Annotated in this window: 19 protein-coding genes and 1 pseudogene; all 20 read left to right on the top strand. The window is 51.6% G+C overall.

Annotated elements, in window-relative coordinates; translation table 11 throughout:
• The first annotated feature begins 226 nt into the window (after positions 1-226).
• The 20 genes and pseudogenes from IPN95_27195 (at position 227) to IPN95_27100 (ending at position 20,692) form a co-directional block, all read left to right on the top strand.
• A complete protein-coding gene (locus tag IPN95_27195) occupies positions 227-943 on the top strand; it encodes a T9SS type A sorting domain-containing protein (protein ID MBK9453039.1) in 717 nt (238 codons plus the stop codon).
• A 543-nt stretch (positions 944-1,486) separates the two neighbouring features.
• Positions 1,487-1,753 carry a hypothetical protein gene (locus IPN95_27190; protein ID MBK9453038.1) on the top strand — a complete coding sequence of 89 codons (267 nt, stop codon included), beginning with the start codon at positions 1,487-1,489 and terminating at the stop codon, positions 1,751-1,753.
• Positions 1,754-2,928: 1,175 nt separating this feature from the next.
• Positions 2,929-3,582, top strand: coding sequence for a T9SS type A sorting domain-containing protein (locus tag IPN95_27185; GenBank protein ID MBK9453037.1), 654 nt, complete (start codon positions 2,929-2,931; stop codon positions 3,580-3,582).
• 475 nt (positions 3,583-4,057) lie between these two features.
• Positions 4,058-4,999, top strand: a complete 942-nt coding sequence (locus tag IPN95_27180) for a T9SS type A sorting domain-containing protein (GenBank protein ID MBK9453036.1) — start codon at positions 4,058-4,060, stop codon at positions 4,997-4,999.
• 195 nt (positions 5,000-5,194) lie between these two features.
• The gene (locus tag IPN95_27175) at positions 5,195-5,458 is read left to right on the top strand and encodes an acyl-CoA-binding protein (GenBank protein MBK9453035.1); all 264 of its coding nucleotides are present in this window, start codon (positions 5,195-5,197) and stop codon (positions 5,456-5,458) included.
• 150 nt (positions 5,459-5,608) lie between these two features.
• Positions 5,609-7,093: a hypothetical protein gene (locus tag IPN95_27170; GenBank protein MBK9453034.1), complete on the top strand. Its 1,485-nt coding sequence runs from the start codon at positions 5,609-5,611 to the stop codon at positions 7,091-7,093.
• On the top strand, positions 7,083-7,838 hold the full coding sequence (locus tag IPN95_27165; GenBank protein MBK9453033.1) for a class I SAM-dependent methyltransferase: 756 nt from the start codon (positions 7,083-7,085) through the stop codon (positions 7,836-7,838). Before IPN95_27170 ends, IPN95_27165 begins: the two co-directional genes overlap by 11 nt.
• Before the next feature lie 42 nt (positions 7,839-7,880).
• Positions 7,881-8,315, top strand: coding sequence for a hypothetical protein (locus IPN95_27160; protein MBK9453032.1), 435 nt, complete (start codon positions 7,881-7,883; stop codon positions 8,313-8,315).
• Positions 8,316-8,347: 32 nt separating this feature from the next.
• Positions 8,348-8,833, top strand: a complete 486-nt coding sequence (locus IPN95_27155; protein MBK9453031.1) for a DUF2231 domain-containing protein — start codon at positions 8,348-8,350, stop codon at positions 8,831-8,833.
• Positions 8,830-9,192, top strand: coding sequence for a heavy-metal-associated domain-containing protein (locus IPN95_27150; protein MBK9453030.1), 363 nt, complete (start codon positions 8,830-8,832; stop codon positions 9,190-9,192). Before IPN95_27155 ends, IPN95_27150 begins: the two co-directional genes overlap by 4 nt.
• 62 nt (positions 9,193-9,254) lie before the next feature.
• Positions 9,255-10,094 carry a tetratricopeptide repeat protein gene (locus IPN95_27145; protein MBK9453029.1) on the top strand — a complete coding sequence of 280 codons (840 nt, stop codon included), beginning with the start codon at positions 9,255-9,257 and terminating at the stop codon, positions 10,092-10,094.
• A complete protein-coding gene (locus IPN95_27140; protein MBK9453028.1) occupies positions 10,067-10,675 on the top strand; it encodes a tetratricopeptide repeat protein in 609 nt (202 codons plus the stop codon). The genes IPN95_27145 and IPN95_27140 overlap by 28 nt, the downstream gene beginning before the upstream one ends.
• 410 nt (positions 10,676-11,085) lie before the next feature.
• Positions 11,086-11,694, top strand: coding sequence for a hypothetical protein (locus IPN95_27135; protein ID MBK9453027.1), 609 nt, complete (start codon positions 11,086-11,088; stop codon positions 11,692-11,694).
• A 147-nt stretch (positions 11,695-11,841) separates the two neighbouring features.
• The gene (mutL, locus tag IPN95_27130) at positions 11,842-13,716 is read left to right on the top strand and encodes a DNA mismatch repair endonuclease MutL (protein MBK9453026.1); all 1,875 of its coding nucleotides are present in this window, start codon (positions 11,842-11,844) and stop codon (positions 13,714-13,716) included.
• Positions 13,717-13,722: 6 nt separating this feature from the next.
• Positions 13,723-14,349, top strand: a complete 627-nt coding sequence (locus tag IPN95_27125; GenBank protein ID MBK9453025.1) for a rhomboid family intramembrane serine protease — start codon at positions 13,723-13,725, stop codon at positions 14,347-14,349.
• 10 nt (positions 14,350-14,359) lie between these two features.
• A complete protein-coding gene (locus tag IPN95_27120) occupies positions 14,360-15,256 on the top strand; it encodes a rhomboid family intramembrane serine protease (protein ID MBK9453024.1) in 897 nt (298 codons plus the stop codon).
• A gap of 164 nt (positions 15,257-15,420) precedes the next feature.
• Entirely contained in the window at positions 15,421-17,427 is a 2,007-nt protein-coding gene (locus tag IPN95_27115; GenBank protein MBK9453023.1) for a PD40 domain-containing protein, read from the top strand.
• A 95-nt stretch (positions 17,428-17,522) separates the two neighbouring features.
• Positions 17,523-19,048: pseudogene (locus tag IPN95_27110) on the top strand (cysteine--tRNA ligase).
• Entirely contained in the window at positions 19,035-20,030 is a 996-nt protein-coding gene (locus IPN95_27105) for a M28 family peptidase (protein ID MBK9453022.1), read from the top strand. Before IPN95_27110 ends, IPN95_27105 begins: the two are co-directional and overlap by 14 nt.
• A 2-nt stretch (positions 20,031-20,032) precedes the next feature.
• Complete coding sequence (locus tag IPN95_27100) at positions 20,033-20,692, top strand: ribonuclease H family protein (protein MBK9453021.1); 660 nt, start codon at positions 20,033-20,035, stop codon at positions 20,690-20,692.
• Positions 20,693-20,787: the final 95 nt, after the last annotated feature.

The raw sequence follows: 20,787 nt of genomic DNA, 5'->3' as shown, positions 1-20,787 counted from the left end.
CCAGCCCACTGTAAAATAGCCGGAATGGAATGGAACGCAATGGTATTCTATTGATACTACGAAATGGCTTGCAAGCGCAATTGGATGTGCCATCGTTTATCACAATGAGCTTTATATAGGAGGCAACATTGTAAATTGGAACGGCACTATTGAGGGCATTGCACGTTGGAACGGTCAGCAATGGGTCTCCGTTGGAAACGGGATTCGTGGAGGCGGGTCACTTCCAATGAGTTTTGAAATTTATATGGACCGTTTGATCGTAGGGGGACGATTTTCCTTAGGTGAAGGGAATCCTGGAAACGCAATCGCTAGCTGGAACGGAATAGAATGGTCTGAATTAGGAGGCGGCATCGGCGGTCAAAATGCCTCGATTAGGGACATGGAAATCCATGACGGCTCACTCTATGTCGTAGGCGGGTTTAGCTCTGCAGATGGAATTCCATGTTCTGGAATTGCGAAATGGGACGGTTTGAAATGGTGCTGTCTTGGCTTTGATTCTCCAGATGGCAATGGGCTCTTTTCCACCATTCAACATCAAAATTCACTTTATGTGGGTGGTGCTTTTAAAGTCATCGATACTGATTCTATTAATTCTGTGGCGAAATGGATCGGCGGATCGTATGTCGAAGCCTGTGGTAATTCAACTAGTATGCTCGAAGCAAATGAGCCTCCCCACGCCACCATCTCCCTCTACCCCAACCCAGCCAATTCATCCTTCACGCTGACCCTCCCGGCCAACACATCCACATGCACCCTAACCATCGACATCACCGGGCCGCGAGGTCGCGGCCTTCCACGCACCTGTCGCGCGTGGGTGACCCGCCTCAGGACGTCGACGCACCTGAGCGCGGGGTTGTATTTTGTGGAGGTGCGGGTCAAGGATCGGGTTGAGGTGATTAAACTGGTGAAGGAACGAAAACGATCAGAAACGTCTTTTGGGTAATCACTGTGCTCCTCTTGCTTGTGGATCCGTTAAAAATGCCCAAAATTGGGCATCAATCGAAAATTTAACATTGCTCCAACATTGCATGAGTATGATGCAAAAAGAGCCGGATGTTGGTCGCCGGGCTATACACTTGGTTTGATTCTTCCGAAATTCACGGCTTTGGTCAAATCGTTGGTGATACCGTGATTGGGCTTGGTTGTGGATTCGATGTCCCTTGTGGAACGCAAGTGATCTACAATTCAAGGGTAAACGATGCCAGGGCATTTGCACGATATAAAGGCGGAACGCTCTTTGTAACAGGAACTTTTGATGGCAGGAGGAAAATCCTTCAGGTAGGATCGCAAAGTGAAGGAATGATTGGGTTGCCAGTGGTTCTGGCCTGAGCACAAAGTAAATCCTGGGGTGGAATCGGTTTTGGACTCGAAGTGATGGACAACATTGTATCTTTATGCAAGACATTAACTGGCATAGAAGCCCATGGTCTGCCATGATGGCACTTCGTGGGGTCCTGTTTTTAACTTGCCAAAGTTCATGAGTTCGTTGAATCGGATTTATGATGCGGAGTGGTTTGAGGGCGAGTTATACATTGGTGGTGACTTTCACAAACCGGGGAGTAATCCACCGATTCATGGTTTGGCGGCAAAATGGAACGGCTTCGATTGGTTGGTGTCGATGTCGGCCTATTCGGCACTTTTCCCAGTCGTGAGTGCTCTTGCTACGTATCAGGGAAAATTGGTAATTGCTGGTCATTTTAATAAGCACGATACGCCGAAAATCTGCCGAAAATGGAATCACGATTTGGGATGACAAGTATGGGACACGCTGCAGGGAGTGGAGGATACAGGGCGTTGCCTGGTGGATGGATTCGTAGTGCATTCTTATCAATGGGGATGCCTTGTATGCCGATGGCCTGTTTGATTCGGCTGGAGGTTGCCCGCAAGGAACTCCTATGTGGACGGCAATCGGTGGTTGGGTTGGAGGGAATCCAACTGATTTTGTTCCGACCTCAATTGGTTTTTACCACGATACGCTAAATTCCTTTTATGACGATTGGCAGATCCGTGCCATGGTTGATTCCATCTCTCGTTTTCGAATGGATCGGGGGTGCAAGTCCCGGACGGTTGTCGATTGGTGGCATCTCCCGAATAGGAAAGTAAATTGACCATTTCTCTCTACCCCAATCCAACGAATTACCCTTGTTCTGAAGCTCCGCCCAACACGACAACATGCACCCTCGAAATCCACGACATCACCGGCCGCGAGGTTAAATTGGTCAAACAATGAGAACAATCTTGCGATACCTTCTGCCAAGCCAGCTCTGATTGTTTGGGGTTGGGAAGGGGCAGATCTGGCAAGGAAGTCGATGGCGGCGTCAATCGATTCATCAACCAATTGTATTATGATTCGCTACCCAATACTTTTTTCGCCGCATTCAATTTAACAATGCAGGCTCGAACTACGTGGGTTGCATTGCCAAATTTGATGGGGAAGATGCGCATGCGCTCTTGATTCCGGATTAGGACATCGCCCATTTCCTTCTAACACCTCCCAACTCTGTAATGCATACCATTCCTAAAATTTTTGCGGGGGGGACAATTTGAAAAATTAGATGGCGTCGGACTGAATTCCACTTCCTACTTGGCGACCTGGGATGGAGTCCATTGGCAAGCTTGCGGCAATCCCCAACAGGATCCCTCCTACTTATCGATTGCGGATGACAACTTTTCGCACTGGAACCTCTGATTCAATCAGTGGTCGCATCGACCATATCGCAAAGTGGAACGGTAGCACTTGGGGCATTTGGTTCGCCGTGCCATGGCAGGCAGGCGATCGAGAAGTAGTAAAATGTCCGTCTATTTTCAGGGTGCCTACTATTTTGCCGGCAACTTCAAGACGAAAATGGCGGTAACGAAATCCTGAAATACGACGATGCAGGTTCAATTCGCTTCAAAATGGGATCTATGGATCCAACTCCTATGTCAATGACATGGCCGTATCAACAATTTGCTCTTGTCGCTGGAAAATTTCTTTCGATAAATGGCAATGTCAAAGATTATGTCATGGCTTGGGATGGCGAAAAGTGGATTGATCCATTTCCCGACATTCAATTTTGGTTCGAAGCTTACGACCTTGAGGTCATTGCTGGGAAATTGTACATTGTGGCCCCCGTTACTTCCAATCAGATCCGCAGGATGCATACCCTTGCCCATTTTGACGGGACATACTTTTGTATTTTTGGCAGCGGAGAAGAATCATTGCTCAATGTTGCGGGCTTGGGGGGTAGTTTGTTTGTTTCTGGTGCCCCTAACCCCGTTCCTCCACTTTTTGATATTCATTACATTGCAGAATGGATGGGCGGCAACCCGACGGATTCTTGCATCTACCAACCCGTCAGTGTTTCCTCGGATCCAATTTCAAGTACTCGACATTCTGGTTTTCCTAACCCTGCCTATCAATCCTTTAAGATTGAAACGAATCCTGCATTCTCAAGCTTCACGCTGCGTATCCACGACATCACCGGCCGCGAGGTCGCGACCTACCGCACCTACCGCGCGGGTGACCCGCCTGTGGATGTTGCGCCCCTAAGCGCGGGGCTGTATTTTGTGGAGGTGCGGCCAAGGATCGGGTTGAGGTGATTAAATTGGTGAAGGAATGAAAACGATCAGAAACGTCTTTTGGGTAATCGCTTTGGCCCTCTTGGGTTGGGGATCTGTTAATGCCCAACTCTGGCAAGGAGTTGGAGGTGGTACGAATGGCCCAGTCACATGCTTATCGCATGATGAGGCAAATGGACTTTTGTATGTTGCAGGCTCATTTGACTATGCTGGTGACAGTTTGGTTTGCCAAATTGCCGCGTGGGACGGAATAAATTGGTCCAAACTAGGAGCAGGAACAGGGGACACCTCTTGTACCACCGCCGGGTGTCAATCAATTGAATCAGTTGTATTAAGGGAAGGGGAATTGTTCGTTGGTGGTAGGTACGGAATGATGGCGGGCAATCGCTATTGGCCATATCTAAATTCCTGGAATGGATCAAATTGGACTAATTATGGCCCAATTAACGGTCCCGTGACCCTTGAGTTGCTTAACAACCAACTCTTTGCATTTGGTATGTTTGATTCAATATATGGGCAATTCTGTGGAAGGATTTTGAAATGGAATGATTCAACTTGGACGTCCTTTGGTGGCAATCTGCCTTTTTCCCAAGCCGAACACTTCTATTGTGCTGAATACTATAGCAATAGGTACTACTTTGGTGGCAATTTTGAGGCCAGTAACCAGATGAATGAAATCGTTGCTTGGGGTTCAAATGGTTGGGAAGATGTTGCCGGTGGGATTAAGGGAGACAGTTGGGTTCGAAAACTAAAAACGTTCAAAAACCTATTATTTGTCGGTGGATATTTTTTTCAACAAGATGGCAATTCCGCCGATTATTTGATGACTTGGGATGATGTGCAATGGGCAAATCCTTTTCCCAACGTCAATTTCCTGGGGCAAATTGAAGATTTGGAAGTAATCGATGATCGACTTTTTATTGTTGGGACGCACCTAATCTTTGACGGTTCAAATTGGAATGGACCGTATAAGCTTGCGCATTTTGATGGCCTAAATTTTTGCTCATTTGGCGGACCTGATTTGTTTTTAGACAATGTAACTTGTTTAGAGTCCTTCAATTCGGAGTTTTACATTAGTTCAGATCGCATAATTGGGGGAGATTCAGTCAACTACATCGCCAAATGGATAGGCGGCGACTCCACCGACATCTGCATCTCCCAACCCGTCCGAATCCAAGACCCCGCATGGACGCAAAATCCTTCCATCTCCCTCTACCCCAGCCCAACGAAATCAGCTTTCACGCTGACCCTCCCGGCCAACACATCCACATGCACCCTCAAAATCCACGACATCACCGGCCGCGAGGTCGCGCCTGCCCGCACCTACCGCGCGGGTGACCCGCCTGTGGACGTGACGCACCTGAGCGCGGGGCTGTATTTTGTGGAGGTGCGGGTCAAGGATCGGGTTGAGGTGGTGAAGTTGGTGAAGGAAAACTGATTCGGAGAACATTGCCCGCTGCTTTGAAAGACGATGTGAAGCGAGTTACATTTTGGCGTAGAGGTCCCCAATCTGCATTCGAAGTGACGAAATCAATTTGCAATGCCTTTTCAGTTCTCGGATTCCCTCCCTCTTCCCCTTTTGGCCGTTTCCGCATTTTCCAATAGCTTTACTTTAAATATCGATTCGTAGAGAATGACACTCACAGAAAAGTTCCACGACGCCGCCGAGCGGGTCAAAACGCTGACAGCACGTCCTAGCAACGAACAATTGCTGAACCTGTACGCCCTCTTCAAGCAAGCCACCGAAGGCGATGTCCATGGGGACAAACCCGGCATGTTTGATTTCAAAGGCGCCGCCAAATACGCCGCTTGGGAAAGTCTCAAGGGTCAGTCTGCCGATACCTCCATGGAACAATACGTGGCCCTTGTAGACCACCTGATCGCTACCGTCGGCTGATTTTTTGCATCCGAATGCCATACGGCAGTTCGATTTGTTGCCTCAAAGGTCGATTTTGGGGGCTGATTTCTGCATTCCCACCGTTCGCATGTATATTTGCAGGCGCTGATCGCAAATTGGTAACGTTACCTTGCTGCGTTGACTAAAAGAATGAAAGTGGTTTCCAAAACACTGTCGGGGCTGCACTGCCATTTGTTGGCAATTTTGTTGTTGATGGCTTTTTCCGTGGCCCCTTTTGCGGCATTCGCGCAGGATGACGGCGACGACAAAAAGGAAAAACCTGCCAAGGAAGAAAAGGCAAAACCCGAAAAACCCGCCAAGGAAGCGAAGGTCAAGCCCGAAAAGCCGCCCAAGGCGCCCAAACCCGAAAAAGAAGCCAAACCGGAAAAGCCCGCCAAGGACCCCAAAGCGGGCAAGGAAGATGGCGATGCGAAGGCAAAACGCGAAAAACCTGAACCTTCCGACGATGCCGGTGACGATGGCGGCGGCGGGGAAGACGGCAAGAAAAAGAAGAAACAAGGCAAAAAAGGCGACAAGGAACCTGAAGTTCGAGACGGCGCCAACACCGCCAACGAACGTTTCCACGCCAACAATGCCGACAGCACGGTCAAACATGGCTACGCTGTGCCCTGCGCCCGCTACCGCCGCGGTTCGATGGAGTATATCGACAAGAACAACATGTACATCACGATTCGCCGGTCACGCCACAAGGAGGTGCAGGTGAATAGCAACCGCGGAATGCGGGAGACCAAAACACGCAAAATCACCCGCGATCAGAAGATTGACAAGTCCAAATCCAAGATGCGCCTCGACAAGGAGGGCAAACTCAAAGACAAGGGTAACAAACTTGTCTTCAAGATTGAATGGACGAGCGACTGCGAATACAAACTCACCTTCAAACGCTCCAAAAAGCCCACCAAATTCAAAAAGGGATGGGAAATGGACTGCATGATCACCAAATGCTACGAAGACTATTATGATTGCGACTGCGACCTGCACGACATCATCCAATACACTTCGGTACGCAAAAAACTGACCAAGCCCGAGATTGCGGCACGCCAGCGTCAGGAAGTGGAAGAATTGAAGGCCAAGGAGGCGGAGGCCCTCGCCGTCGAAGACCAAAATGCCAAAGCCGTAGAGGAAGCTGCGCGCATCAAGGCCGCTGAGGACGAAATTTTTGGTCCGATCAAACGCATCAAGGCCGACGATCCCGCGCAACCCGGCATTACACCTGTAGAAGATCCTGCCCCTGATGCGGGTGCGAAGGAGGCGCAGCCGACTACACCCGACGTGAAACCCGGTCCGGAAGCCAAAAAATCGGATTCGAAGAAAAAAGAGGAGGATTCGAAGGCAGACAACGAAAAACCGGAGAAGGAACCGAAGGCCAAAGGTGACAAAACGCCGAAGGAGAAAAAGGAAAAACCGGAGAAGGGCGACAAGGCCCCCAAGGAGCCCAAGGTAAAGGCAGCAAAGGAACCCAAGGCTCCCAAAGAAAAGAAGGAAAAGGCTCCAAAAGAACCGAAGGCCCCCAAAGAGCCCAAGGTCAAGGCCGAAAAGGAACCCAAAGCGCCGAAGGAACCCAAGGTAAAACCCGAAAAGGAACCCAAAGCACCCAAGGAAGGCGATGAAGGATAATTCAACGACATCGTATCCCGCTCGGAGGCTTGGCTTTTTCGGCTTCGGCACCCTGCTGTTGAGTTTCTGCTTCCTCGGCAGTTGCAATTCGGAGGCGGGGAAAAACAATCAACTTGACGCAGAGAACCAATATCTCCCTAACGGGCAAATGGTGCTCACCACCGAAAGTGACAGCGCTTTTGAAGCTTTGGAAGACCTCGACCATGGCGACCGCGAAAACTGGCAGAAGCCGCAAATGGTCATCAGCCGCCTCGGCGACCTCAGTGACAAAGTCGTCGCCGACATCGGCGCAGGTACCGGTTATTTCACCATGCCCCTCGCCCGCAAGGCCCGCAAAGTCATTGCGATCGACATCGAGCAAGATTTCCTCGATTACATCAACCGCAGACTCTCCCACAATACCGACAAAAACAACCTCAACGTGGAAACGCGGCTCGTGAAGCCCGAGGATCCGATGCTCAAGGAAGGCGAAGCCGATTTGGTCCTGATTGTCAATACCTACGGATTCATCAGCAACCGCGTCGCCTATTTCTCCAAGGTGCGCAAGGGCCTCAAGCCCGATGGAAAACTCGTGGTGATCGACTTCAAAAAGGAGCCGCTTCCCGTCGGGCCGCCCACGGAGACGAAATTGGCGTCGACGCAGGTGAGTGCCGAATTGGACTCTGCCGGCTTCCGGACGGTGACCGTCGATTTCACGAGCCTGGAATACCAATACACCCTCACCGCCGAAAAACGCACCGATTGACCGCCTTCCCTCCTCCCCCAATTTTGCCAGAGAATCCCTGAAATGCCCGCTGAAGTCGAAATTCCCAATATTCCCCTGCGCCGACATCCGCTGTTTGGCTTTGTCTTGTTGTTTGCCGGATTGGCGGCCGTTGTGGTCGGATTGCTGCTGTCGGATTTCTGGGTGGTGTTCATGGGCGTTTTGCCAGTGATTTTTGCGGCCCTGATGATGCTCAGCCCGTTTGTGGTGGTCACCAATGAAGTCGTGGAACTGCGGAATGTCTTCGGATTGGTGCGTGCGAGTTATGCGCATGACGGATTTCATGTGATCGGGCAGGAAAACGGGCTGCTGTGGATTCAGCGCGGTGACATGCGCGCCGCCGTCAAACGGGTATCCGAAAAGCGCCTCCACAAAGGTGATTGGCATGTTTTGCGGGAAACGGTCACCGCTGCAAAGGCAATCCGGGCAGAAAAGTCCAAATCGCAGCACCCCCACTGACTTGCCGCAATGAATTTGTTTAATTTTGCCGCATGATGCCCCTGCATCCCTCCATCGTTCACTTTCCGCCGGTCCTGCTTTTGGCCGCTGCGCTCCTGTATGCCCTCGGATTGTGGCGCAAGCAGACGGTTTTTCAAGTCACCGGTTTTGGTTTTCACGTCGCCGGATTGGTTTTCTGCATCGTGGCCATCTTTACAGGTGACTTCGAATCCAGCAATATCCAAGCCGGTCCCGAACTCAAGGAATTGATGGAAAACCACGAAAACCTGCTGATGGTGGCGACCTACGGCTTTGGCATGCTCGGCATCTGGGCCTTCCTCCGACAAAAATCGAATTTCGTTTTCGAACGGATTGGTTTTGTTGCCGTTTTCGTTGCGCTCCTCGGTTTGATGCTGTTTGGCGCGCATCAGGGCGGGAAAATGGTCTACCTGCATGGTGCAGGGACCGCGACTTTCCCTGCAAATGAACCAAGTTCCGATTCACCCGTTCAACCATTTATCAATTCACCCGCAAAATGAAAAAGAAAATTCAACTGTTGCCATGGATCGGCAGCTTCATCGTGGCAGCCCTCTTTGTACTGCAACTCAGCGGATGCGGCGCAAAAGCCAATGCCCACACGGAATTCTGGGTTCGTGGCAACTGCGAAATGTGCCAGGAAACCATCGAAAAAGCGCTCAACGGCACCAAGGGCGTGGCCTCCGCCAAATTCGATCTGGACCACAACATGGCGATCATCGACTTTGACAGCACAGTCGTCAAAGTGAGCGATTTGCATCAAGCCTGCGCCAATGCCGGCTATGAGACGAAACTCACGCCCGCAAGTGAAACCGCCTACGAAGCCCTGCCCAAATGCTGCAAAAAAGACGGGGGAATGTGAGCGGAGGTCGTTTGCTTTCCTTTTCCAATCTTCGAATCCCATTTCGAGGTTACTGTCTTGGGATGATTTTGGTCATCCTGGGAATCGTTTGTCCCGGTTTCGCCACCGCACAGAAATTCGACTTTGCCGCCGAACAAACCAAGGTCGAGAAACTCCTTGCCCAAAACCGCAACGACGAAGCCCTGAAGATGGCCCAAACGGCCCTCAACAGCGAAATCGAATCCTGCAAACGCAGCGACGATTCCCGCGTCGGCAATGCACACTTTTGGTTGGGCGAGGTGGCGCTGCGCCTCAAACAGTTTCAATTGGCCGAATCGGAAATCCAACAATCCATCACGCACCGCGAAAAGCACGTCGGCCCCTTGACCTTGCCCGTCGCAGACGCGCAGGTCACCTTGGCCAAGGTTTACCTTGAAACCGGCACCGGCGACCTTGCCGAAGCGCAATTGGAATCCGCCTTGCGCATCTACGCGGCCCTTGGCAATGCGAAACTGCAAGAAAGCCAAGCCCGCGAGCAACTCGCCGGACTTTGCCTTATGTCAGGCCGTCTCAGCGACGCCGAAAAGTTGTACGATTCCGTGTTGACCTTTGAGGCTTCGCGGCTGGGTGACCAAAACCCCGAACTCGCACGCGTGCTCAACAATCTCGGAGGAACCTACCTCGCGCAGGGGCGCTACGACCGTGCAAAAGGCACGTACGAGCAGGCGCTGAACCTTCAGACCGCCGCATTCGGGGCAGAAGGCTTGCCGCTTGCGACGACCTGCACCAACCTAGGCGTGCTCACGGAGCAATTGACCGACTATGAAGAAGCCGAAAACACCTGCTCAAGGCCTACGCAATCCGTAGCAAACATTTGCAGCTCTGGGATCCGCTGTTGCTGGTCTCGCTCGACAACTTGGTGAGCTTTTACATCAAACAGGATCAATTCGCCAAGGCAGAGCTGCTGTTGGCGGAGGCAAAACGGATGCGGGAACAGCGCCTGGGCGCCGATCAAGCCGCAGTGGCAGAGATTCTGGATCGTTTTGCCACCCTGAGCATGGCCCGCGACCAAGCCGACCACGCCGAACGTTATTGGCTGATGGCCCTGCAAATCCGCGAAAACAGCCTCGGACCGCAGCATGAATTCGTCGCCGCCAACCTCTACAATCTTGGCAAACTCGAAAACGTGCTGCACAAGAATGATCAAGCAAGAATTCACCTCAACTGGGCGCTGGATATCTACGAAAGTCAATCGGTAGGCAATGAGGGTCAAGTGACTGCGATTCTCTCCGAACTGTTCATGTGTGATTACATGCAAGGGCAAATTGACAATGCGGCCGAACAGCTGAGTTTGATGCGGGCGATCAAAACGGAGGTGTATGGCGATGCCCATCCTGAGACGCTTGCCGTGATGGAGGAACAAATCAAATTCTACAACGAGGTCCAATGGCTTCCGCAAGCCGCTCAAACTGAGGCCGAACTCCTCAAAATCCGGGGACGCTGACCCTTGTGGACTTAATGTGGATAACTTTTATCCATCTGCAGATTCGCCAAAGAACCTAACAGGACGCTGAAGAATCTAACACGCCTCCACATTCACCTAAATCGATTCCGATGCACAGCAAGCACGTTTATTCCGAACATTCGAAATAAATCAGGCAACCTTTTGTTAGTTTTTACGTAAAAACACACAAGTGCTTCAATCAACTTCGTTCTTCCAAATCGGTCAATCCATTGATTTTACGACGTTTTCGAACCTCTGTGATTGCACCGAATTAGGATATATTACGAAAACATGAAATATTTGCACTGTCGTTCTTATGGAATTGGCCTGGTCAATGCATCTCATGGTTGACTAGAATGGAAAGAAGAATCAAAAATCACTTTAAAACACTAAGAATCACCCACACTCTAATGAAAGCTTTGAACACAACAACCCTGACAACTATCAAGAACCTGTTTTTCGCACTTTGTCTCTCCGTCGTGGTATTCAGCTGCGAAAAAGAATGCATCCACCCTGAAGGCAGCGATTTGGGCTTGCAAGAAAGCGCTTTCCCATTCGTTTCCCGTCCACCAGTTCAATGCGGCCCTTCGAGCTTCGCTTCCTTGAAAGACGGAGCAGCAACCTTGGGTTCGGTTGAAATCCTCAACAACAGTTCTGATCTCTACGTCATTTTCGATTTGAACCAATATCGGTTCCTCGAGGAAGTAAAGATCTTCGCCGGCGACGGTGGCACCATTCCGATGGACTCTGATGGAAACGTCGATACCGAGTCGTTTTCCAACAAGATCCTTCTGAGCAATGCTGCCAATGATTACACGCTCGTACTTCCTTTGTCCAGCATGCCAACATGCTCAGACATCGTGATTTGGGCCCGTGTAAGCACCCGCAACATCTGGGGTCAAGTCACCGCTACCAACTACACTTGGATGAGCGGCGCTGCGATTGCCAATGCCTTCAAAATGAGCTTCTGCGCAACTGCTTGCTTGACAAGCAACAACAACAGCGGTTCTACGCTCTGATCTTCGAAAATTCCGAAAAGCATACGCAACCGCGGCCGCAAGGTCGCGGTTGTCTTTTTTATACCGCTCCCTGTTGAAACAATCGTTGGTGTAGATGGCGGGAATGCGGTATTTTTGCCGGATTGAAGGGATGATTGCAAAGCGCGAATGAAACAATTGATACAACTCCTGCCCGACCACATTGCCAATCAAATCGCGGCGGGTGAGGTTGTGCAGCGGCCGGCCTCGGTCGTCAAGGAACTACTTGAAAACGCCGTGGACGCAGGTGCCACTCAAATCGACCTCCTGATCAAGGATGCAGGAAAAGCCTTGGTGCAGGTGATCGACAACGGCTGCGGCATGTCGGGTATTGATGCGCGGATGTCCTTCGAGCGGCATGCAACCTCCAAAATCCGCAAGAGCGAAGACCTGTTCAACATCCGCACGATGGGATTCCGCGGTGAAGCCATGGCTTCCATCGCCGCCGTCGCGCAGGTGCAGATGCGCAGCCGCCTCCACGATGAAGACCTCGGCAGCGAAATCGTCATCGAAGGCAGCGAAATCAAACGCATGGAGCCTTGCATGAGCCCCAAAGGCACATCCATCCTTGTCAAAAACCTGTTTTTCAACGTTCCAGCCCGCCGCAACTTCCTCAAAAGCAATCCGGTCGAGATTCGCCACATCATCAACGAATTCATCCGTGTGGCCATGGCGCAACCCGAGATCGGCATGCGGATGGAAAATCAAGGCACCGTCGTTTATGACCTGCCGTCCGCGGGATTGGAAGACCGCCTCATCGGGCTTATCGGGAAGGAATATGACGGACAATTGATTCCCATCGGCGAAAAAACGCCGTATGTTGGAATCCAGGGATTCGTCGCCCAACCTGAAATCTGCAAACGCAAGCGCGGGGAACAGTACTTTTTCGTGAATCGTCGATTTATCAAAAGCGGCTATCTCCACCATGCCGTCACCCGCGCCTATGAGGGCTTGTTGCCGGAAGACGTGCATCCTTTTTATTGCATTTTCCTGGACATCGCCCCCGAACACGTCGACATCAACATCCATCCGACCAAAACCGAGATCAAATTTGACGACGAACGCACCGTGTATCAGCTGTTGCACAGCGTCATCCGCAAGGGCATCGGCGAGTACCATCAGGCTCCGATGATCGAGCAGAGCGATGAAGACCAGGGCTTTATGCGTCTGATTTCGCAGATTCCGTTTCCCGCTGAGAACCGTCCCGAGGTGATCGGCAACCATGGAGGTTCGCAAAGCGGCGGCGGTCTCGGCAAGCCACGCACCAATCCTGCCGCCAAATGGGGCGACATGTACCCCGGCGGTTGGAGCGAAAGCCAAGGCAATACCAAAAAGGAGGCCATCCCGAATTTCCTCTTTCCCGACCCACCGAGCACAGTTTCGAGTGCGGAGAGTGAGAGCGAAAAAGAGCTGCGCGTGCGCGAGGCGTCGATGGGATTCTTGGCACAGATGGGCAACCGCTACATCGTGACGCAAAGCAAGGATGGGCTCATTGTCGTCGACCAATGCCATGCGCATCAAAGGATCTTATATGAAAAACTCCGCAGAGCAGGCGGAAAGGCACCTTTGGCAAGTCAGCAGCTGCTGTTTCCGAGGACGCTCAGCTTTACGCCAGTGGATTTCAGCTTTATGCGCGAAGTCGAAGGCGAAGTGAAAGCGATGGGATTCGATTTGCGGGAATTCGGGCCCAATTCCTACATCTTGCAAGGTCTCCCCGCCGAATTGAAAGGCAGCAAGGCAGAAAAATTCTTCGAAGAAATCATCGCCGAGGTGCGCGAAGCCGGCGGATTGGACCTGAAAGACAAAGTTCATGACCGGCTTGCCAAAAGCATCGCCATCAAAAGTGCCATGAATGCAGGCCAAACCTTGGAGTCTGTCGAAATGCGAACCCTTGTGGATCAACTCTTTGCATGCGACCAACCCGGACATTCGCCCAACGGCAAGCCGACTTATTACAAAATAGGGATCAAGGATCTCGAACAATTTTTCCTCCGAAACGCTTAATGAGGTATGCCAAGGTTTAATCTCACACCCGTCGTCCTGAACCTGCTCATCATCAATGTGCTGGTGTTCATTGCGTTTAATATTTTCCAGGAGCCTTTGGCCGAATGGCTAGTCCTTTGGAAAAGTGACCTGATCTTCGACCGTGGTCCCCTTGGGATATTTTTCAAGCCGGTTCAGTTAGTAACGGCATTTTTCAGCCATCTCGAACTCTTTCACATTGCCTTTAATATGCTGGCACTGGTCAGCTTTGGCCCTCCATTAGAAATGGTACTCGGTCCCAAACGCTTTTTGGCTTCCTATTTGACAATTGGCGTGGGCAGTTCGGTCTTGCTTGCATTTTTGGATCCGTCGAGTGGTCCTGTTTTGGGAGCTTCGGGCGCCATCGCAGGGATGCTGGTACTTTTTGCAGCCTACTTTCCCCAAACCCAATTGGGACTGATGTTCCTTCCGTTCCGGTTTCCCGTGCGGAAGTTTGTGATTGGTGCCGCTGTTTTGTCCGCTGCCCTTGTGATCATTGGCGCCACCACTGGAAGCTCCATGGGTGGAATCTCGCACTTCGGCCACCTTGCAGGCATGGTCGTCGGATTTATATATCTCCAATTCGACAAAGTGCGTAAAATAGGGAAACGATGATTTGAAAGCCATGAACTGGTACAGTCAGTTTTTGAAGCGATTTGGTTTTGTGGGCATATTGCTCACGGCGCTTTCCCTTGCTTATGTAGTGCTCTTCCTGCTTTTCGGGATCCTGGGGGCGGATGGTTTTAATGCCCTCTTCCTCAAAATCAGCCTCCCCGTCAACGTCGATACCGCGATCAATCAGCCTTGGTCGATCTTGAGTTATTGGCTCGTGGCCCACCCAATGCAATTCTGGTTTTTGCTGGTGGACTTGGTTGTCTTGTATGCATTCGGGCACATTTTGAATGCCTTGATCGGGGATCGGCGCACGCAAGTCATTGTTTTGTTGGCGATTGTGGGAAATGCCTTGGTCACCATTGCGTTGTGCAACCTCCTGCCAACCGTCGAAGTGACGGCTGCGACGCGATTGGCCGGTTTTGGTTCGATCAATGCCGCCTTGATCGCTGCGGCGATTACCCTTGTGCCCCGCTACAATTTCAAAGTCCTTTTTTGGGACGTTCCACTGCTCTACATCGGCCTGTTCATGCTGTTGTTTTCGATTGTGACCCATCGCGCCATTTTTACGATGGCCGGGACTTCCGAAATTTCGGGTGCTTTGATTGGCTTCCTGACGATCAAATTCATGCGCAGCGGATGGGATCTCAAACGGTGGTTTCAAGGAGCAGCCAATCGGCCACAACCCGCGATACCAAGGCAGCCTGAACCGGTATTTTCCAATCAAAAGCCCGTCGTGATTCGCGCGGTCAACCCCAAGCAAAAGGCAGCCAATCCGCAGCAGCAAGCACCCGAACTCTCAGAAGAGGAAGAGCTTGACCTCCTGCTTGACAAGATCAATGAAGTAGGCTACGCCGGACTTTCGCCCAGGGAAAAGGAAAGGCTGGACAAACTCTCGGGCAAGGACTGAGGAACGATCCATCGAAATCCAGACTTTTCGGCATCGAATTTGCAAAGATTCGAAGAAATGTGACGCATTTGCATTCATTTTCAAGCGATGTGCAACAAAGCAAGGCTTGCGAACGTTTGCAAAAAAATCATTCGCGGTGTAAATTTGTTGGTCGACAGTCAATGATGAAAAGACTTTTTTTTCTTGTAGGCCTGATTGCAGCCATTTCCCTGACGCATGCACAAACCGTGCAATGGGCTTGGAAGGTCGTAGACAAATCCTCGCAATACAGCGACAAGCAATATTCAGCTGAGCAGGCCTTGGGCATTCCCAATGTTTTGCCGGCATTCCGCGAAAGCCCTTGTGCTTGGTCACCCTTCAAAAAAGAGAACCGCCTCGACGAATATCTGCACTTGGAATACAAGAATCCGATGCGGATCAAGCAGGTAGCGATTGCCGAAAGCTTCAATCCAGGAGCTGTGAGCAGGGTGTACCTCTATGACATCGCTGGCAAGGAATACCAGGTTTTCAAAAACGAAACTCCGCATCCCCTCCCCGACCCTGGCCGGATGAACGTGATCACCTTCCCGCTCACAAGTTACATGGTCAAGCAAGTGAAAATCGTGCTGAATACCGTGGGAATGAGCGGATGGAACCATATCGACGCCGTTGGCATCAGCGACAGCGATGTCCCCATAAAGGCCGACATCAACCTGATCAAGGACATGAAATTTGAATCGCAACCCGAAAATCTCGGAACTGCGATCAATACCCAGTACGACGAAATCATGCCGATCATTTCGCCCGACGGGAAGGCGCTGTATTTCGACCGGAAAGACCATCCCGAGAATACAAGTGGGATCCTCAACGACGATATTTGGTACAGTACGATGGGTGGATCAGGCAAATGGACGACTGCTGAAAATGTGGGTGTGCCATTGAATAACCGCGGTCACAACTTCCTCACTGCGATTTCTCCTGACGGAAATACCGCCTTGCTCGGCAATGTCTACGAACTCGATGGCAGCATGACATCAGGGCTTTCCATGGCGCGCCGCAACAAGGAGGGCTGGGAATTTCCGCAAAAACTGGTGATCCAGAATTACTATAACAACAACAAATTCAGCGAATTCCACCTTGGTGCCGATGGAAAAACCATCATCATGACCGTTCAACGGCTTGACAGCTACGGTGCAAAAGACCTCTATGTGAGTTTTGCCAATCCGGATGGCACCTATTCGGAACCCAAAAACCTCGGGCCCAATGTCAACAGCGCCGCCACGGAAATGTCGCCTTTCCTTGCAGCAGACGGCAAAACGCTGTATTTCAGCTCCGATGGATTCAGCGGCTACGGCAACAAGGACATGTTCATGTCGCGCCGCCTTGACGGCACCTGGACAAAATGGTCGCAGCCGCAAAATTTGGGTCCGATGCTCAACAGCGCCAATTGGGATGCCTATTATTCCGTGCCCGCCTCCGGCGAATTTGCCTACTTCAGCAGCGAAAACAATTCGATGGGGAAAACGGACATCTACCGCATCAAACTTCCGGGCGCGATGCGTCCCGAACCCGTGGTGCTCATTCGCGGACGCGTACTCGATGAAACCACCCGCCTACCCATCCAAGCCAAGATCATCTACGAATTGCTCAGCGACGGTAAGGAAATCGGCGTTGCCAACAGCAATCCCAAAACGGGTGAATACACCATCATCCTTCCTGCCGGCGCAAAATATGGCTTTCTCGCGCAGGCATCGGGCTACATGAGTGAGAACCAGAACATTGACCTGACAGAGGTCAAAGAATACAAGGAAATCACCCAGGATTTGCTCTTGGTGCCGATCCGAAAGGGTGAATCCGTCGTGTTGAACAATATTTTCTTCACGCCCAGCAATTCAGAACTCACGGCAGATTCCAAACCGGAATTGGACCGCGTGTATCAGTTCATCATGGACAACCCCAACATGAAGGTGGAAATCGCCGGGCATACCAACAATGCCTGCAGCGCTGATTTTTGCATGAAGTTGAGCACGGCCCGTGCCAAGGCAGTTTACGACTACCTCGCAGCAAAGGGTGTGAACCGCGCCAACATCCGCTACAAGGGCTACGGCAGCAGCAAACCCAGCTGGAGCAACGACACCCCCGAAGGCCTCCGCAAAAACCGCCGCGTGGAATTCACGATTTTGGAGGTTTAACGGCCACTTTTCCGCAGCGAATGGATAGGAATTCCCTTGAATCCTGATCCTTTTTTCTGCAATTTTGCCCCTTATCAGCATTTTTCGAATCCCGGATCATGGAAGATCTTTTTGTTTACAACACCCTCACGCGCAAAAAAGAGAAGTTTGTACCGCTGAATCCGCCCTTTGTGGGCATGTATGTCTGCGGTCCTACGGTTTACAGTGACGTGCACATGGGCAATTGCCGCACGTTTATCTCTTTTGACATCATGTTTCGCTACCTGCTGCACCTCGGTTACAAGGTGCGGTACGTGCGCAACATCACCGACGTGGGACACCTCACCGACGACGCCGATGCAGGCGAAGACAAAATCCTGAAAAAGGCCCGTTTGCAACAGGTCGAACCCATGGAAATCGTGCAGCGTTACAGCCACGGATTCCGCGAGGTCATGGCTTTGTTCAATACCTTGCCGCCGAGTGTCGAACCGACTGCGACCGGCCATTTGATTGAGCAAATCGAAATGACCCAAGCCATCATGGACAACGGCTACGCCTACGAAGTCGATGGCACGATCTATTTTGACGTCGAAAAATATTCCAAAGCGCATGGTTACGGCGACCTGTCGGGCGGAATCTCGAAGAATTGCAGGAAGGAACCCGCGACAATCTGGAAGGTCAGGACGAAAAACGCGGACGCTTGGACTTTGCCCTTTGGAAAAAGGCCAAACCCGAGCACCTCATGCGTTGGAACAGCCCTTGGGGACCGGGTTTTCCAGGATGGCATATCGAATGCTCAGCCATGAGCCGCAAATACCTCGGCGATCAATTCGACATCCATGGCGGCGGAATGGACCTGATTCCGACCCACCACACCAACGAAATCGCCCAAAACGTCGGCTGCTGCGGGACCGAACCCGTTCGTTATTGGCTGCATACCAATATGTTGACGTTCAATTCGCGGAGAATGGCCAAGAGTACGGGCAATTATTTCCTGCCTGTCGAGCTTTTCACCGGATTGGAATTGGCCAAGGATTCGGTTTCTGCGACACCTTCGCTGGCCAAATTGGGACGTCAGCACCCGCTCCTCGATGGGCCGATTTCGCCGATGACCGCCAAGTTCTTCATGCTGCAAACGCATTACCGCAGCACATTGGACTACAGCAATGAAGCCGCGACGGCTGCCGAAAAGGGTTTCCAACGCCTCATGGAGGCCATGAAAAGCCTTGAAAAGCTGAATCCCTCCGAGACTTCCTCCGTGAATGTCGCCGAAATCCGCCAAGGCGCCTACGATGCCATGAACGACGACTTCAATACGCCGATTGCCCTTGCGCAATTGTTTGAAGCCGCGCGTGTGATCAACTCGGTCAAGGACGGCAAGGAAAGTCTCACTGCCGACGACATCCAATTGCTCAAGGAATTCATGAAGACGTTCATCTTTGACATTCTCGGACTCAAAGATGACTTGACCGGCAGCAGCGACCTTGCCGACGGACTGATGCAGGTAATCATTGGATTACGCGCGCAGGTGCGTCAGGACAAAAACTGGGCCATGAGCGACCGCATTCGGGACGACCTCGGCAAAATCAAAATCAAACTCAAAGACGGTGCCGCAGGCACGGAATGGTATGTTGAAAACTAAGCACCTGTTTGCCCTCGCGGCCATCTTCACGTCAATCATTTTTGTCAGTTGCGGCGATGGGAAGCCCGGCGGCACCGACAAAGACCCAGATTCGATCCCTAAAGTGGAACCTTTCAAAGCCATCGCACCCGAATTCAGCGCCGATACCGCCTACCGCTTCATCGAGCAGCAGTTGGCTTTTGGTCCGCGGATCCCGAATACACCTGCCCATGTTGCCTGTGCGGAGTGGATGGTCAATCAATTCAAGGCCTACGGCGCCGAAACGATGGTGCAAGCCGCCGAAATCAAGGACCGTAGCGGGAAATTGATCCAAATGAAAAACATCATCGCAAGCTACAATCCGGCGGCGACGAAACGAGTGATGCTGACCGCACACTGGGATTCGCGTCCCTTTGCGGACAAGGATGGCAAAAATCCGAGTGCGCCCGTGCCCGGTGCCAATGACGGCGCGAGTGGCGTGGCCGTGATCCTTGAAGTTGCACGGCAATTCCATATCAAAGCGCCGACTGTCGGCGTGGACCTGATCCTATGGGATGCGGAAGACAATGGCAGCTACAATGACAATGAAAGCTGGTGCCAAGGTTCGCAATATTGGGTGAATCACCCGCACAAGGCCGGTTACCGCGCAGCTTGGGGCATCAACCTGGACATGGTCGGCGCCAAGGATGCCCGCTTTACCAAGGATGCCTACAGCCTCCAAAGTGCACGCGGCCAAACGGATCATGTCTGGAGCATCGCCGCGCAATTGGGCTACGGCAACTACTTCAGCGGCGCCTATACCGACTTCGCATCGATCGACGACCATTACTTCATCATTGAAGGAACGGGAACCCCGATGGTCGAGGTGATCGACCGCGACCTGACCTCCAGCGAATTTTTCCCGCATTGGCATACGACCACCGACGACATCAATGCCATCGACAAGGCGACATTGAAAGCGACCGGACAGGTGATGCTCGAGGTGCTCTACCGCGAAAAATAAGCGTGTCCAAGGAGCGCAAATACTACGTCGTCTGGGTGGGGAAAAACCCAGGCGTTTACGACGCTTGGCCTGCTGCCCAATCGCAGGTTGCCGGCCATCCCGATGCCCGATTTAAGTCCTTTGTGAGTCTCGAAGAAGCCAAATTGGCATTTCAACGGCCTTGGCAGGACTTTGTAAAACCGGCCGGTCCGGGTGGCGGACCGGGAAAACCGAAATCGGAACCCAAAATCCTGACAGAGGAATTTCTCAAGGAAATCGTAGCCGACAGCATTTCCGTGGATGCCGCCTGTTCGGGCAATCCAGGAAAGATGGAATACCGCGGCGTGTACACGCTAGCGCCGGAGATCGAGATTTTCCGTTCCCAAGTTTTCCCCCTGGGCACCAACAACATTGGCGAATTTTTGGCCCTCGTGCATGCGCTCGCGATGTTTCACGAGACCAAGCCGGAACTGACGATTTATTCGGACAGCAAACTCGCGCAAGGCTGGATCAAGAAGAAAAAATGCGCCACAAAATTACCTGTCAACAAAAAGACGGAGTACCTACACAGCATCATCGCTCGAGCGGAGACTTGGCTCAAAACGCATAAGTTCAAGAACAAAATCCTGAAGTGGGAGACGAAAAAGTGGGGTGAAATTCCGGCGGATTTTGGACGGAAGTGAGGTTGGAATATGGTGGATAGTACCCATCTTGACATGGCGCTCCACATTCTTGAAATACTGAACGCGTCAAGTCCTTGTCATTACGGACAAACTAT

The organism is Bacteroidota bacterium (assembly GCA_016718825.1).
Lineage (GTDB): Bacteria > Bacteroidota > Bacteroidia > J057 > JADKCL01 > JADKCL01.
The sequence above is the reverse complement of the archived record's forward strand: the minus strand, read 5'-3'. Positions and strand labels throughout refer to the sequence as shown.